The sequence below is a fragment of the Neoroseomonas rubea genome, from assembly GCF_016106015.1.
Classification (GTDB): domain Bacteria; phylum Pseudomonadota; class Alphaproteobacteria; order Acetobacterales; family Acetobacteraceae; genus Neoroseomonas; species Neoroseomonas rubea.
In genome coordinates, this window is sequence record NZ_JACADQ010000572.1 from 1 (window position 1) to 1,444 (window position 1,444).

2 protein-coding genes are annotated in these 1,444 nt (G+C 71.6%); one reads left to right on the forward strand and one right to left on the reverse strand.

The annotated features are described in order from the left end of the window. Window positions 1–283, reverse strand: a 283-nt coding sequence (locus tag HW577_RS24955) for a hypothetical protein (RefSeq protein WP_198378786.1), incomplete at its 3' end; no start/stop codon positions are given. Window positions 284–408: 125 nt separating this feature from the next. On the opposite strand from HW577_RS24955, the gene HW577_RS24960 reads away from it, so the two are divergent. Continuing rightward, entirely contained in the window at window positions 409–1,407 is a 999-nt protein-coding gene (locus HW577_RS24960; RefSeq protein ID WP_198378787.1) for an NAD(P)H-dependent flavin oxidoreductase, read from the forward strand. Window positions 1,408–1,444 lie beyond the last annotated feature (37 nt).

The window sequence follows — 1,444 nt, forward strand, 5'->3', positions numbered from 1 at the left end:
ATGGAGTTCGCACGTGTGCCCTTCCGATCTCGGCCAGCGCCGCCGCGTCGTCGCCGAGGCCGGCATAGGCGGCAAGGCGGCCCGCGCGGTCCGCGGCTGCGTCCCGCGCGAGCCCCGCGACCAGCGTGGCGAGGTCGTCCGCCGTGACCCGCCCCTCATCCATCGCCCGGCTGATGTCGAGCGCGACGAGCAGGACCGGATCGCCGAAGGGGTCGGCGGCGGCGGCTTCGCGTGCGATGCGCAGACGGGCGAGCAGGTCGGGCGGGGCGGCGGCGTCGTCCATCCCGCCATGCTGCACCCGCGAAGAGACGGAAAGCGAGTCGGAAACGCAACGCATCGTTCGCGACCCTCGACAGGCGCGCGCGGCAGGGCGAGGCTCCCGCCACGACCGGAGGGAAAGCACGTCCAATGAGCCTGCTCGAAAGCCTGAAGGGGCGCCTGCGCCTGCCGCTGATCGGCTCGCCGCTCTTCATCATCTCGGTGCCCGACCTCGTCGTGGCGCAATGCACCTCCGGCATCGTCGGCTCCATGCCCTCGCTCAATGCGCGCCCCGTCGAGCAGCTCGACGATTGGCTCGCCGAGATCCGCGAACGGCTTGCCGCGCACGACGCCGCGCATCCGGACCGGCCTTCGGCACCCTTCGCCATCAACCTCATCGTCCACCGGTCCAACGACCGGCTGGAGCAGGACCTGGCGCTCTGCGTGAAGCATCGCGTGCCGCTGATCATCACGAGCCTCGGCGCGCGGCCGGAGGTGAACGAGGCGATCCATGCCTATGGCGGCTACGTCATCCACGACGTGATCAACCAGACCTTCGCCCACAAGGCGATCGAGAAGGGCGCCGATGGCCTCGTGCTGGTCGCGGCCGGCGCGGGCGGGCATGCCGGCGCGCAATCCCCCTTCGCGCTGCTGCAGGAAACCCGCGCCTGGTTCGACGGGCCCATCGCCCTGTCCGGCGCCATGGCGCATGGCCGGTCGATCCTGGCGGCCGAGGCGATGGGGGCGGACTTCGCCTATATGGGCAGCGCCTTCATTGCGACCGCCGAGGCCCGCGCGGTCGAGGACTACAAGCGCATGATCGTGGACAGCGCGGCGGAGGACATCGTCTACACGAACCTCATCACCGGCGTGCACGGCAACTACCTGAAGCCCTCGCTCCGCAATGCCGGGCTCGACCCCGACAACCTCGGCGGAGTCGAGGGATCGCAGATGAACTTCGGCACCGACCGCAAGCGCAAGTGGAAGGACATCTGGGGCGCCGGGCAGTCCGTGGGCGGCATCGAGGCGGTGGTGCCGGCGGCGGCGCTGGTCGATCGGCTGGCCGCGGAATACGCGGCGGCGCGCCAGCGCATGGCGGCGGGATCGCCGCTGGTGAACGCGGGATGGGGCAGGCGCGCGGCGGCGTAGCGGCCCGAAGCGGGGCCGTTCAGCCCGGCGCCGCCGG

Bases quoted from the DNA above. Each gene is read 5' to 3' on its own strand.
- HW577_RS24960 (WP_198378787.1), top strand. From the start codon at position 409: ATGAGCCTGCTCGAAAGCCTGAAGGGGCGCCTGCGCCTGCCGCTGATC.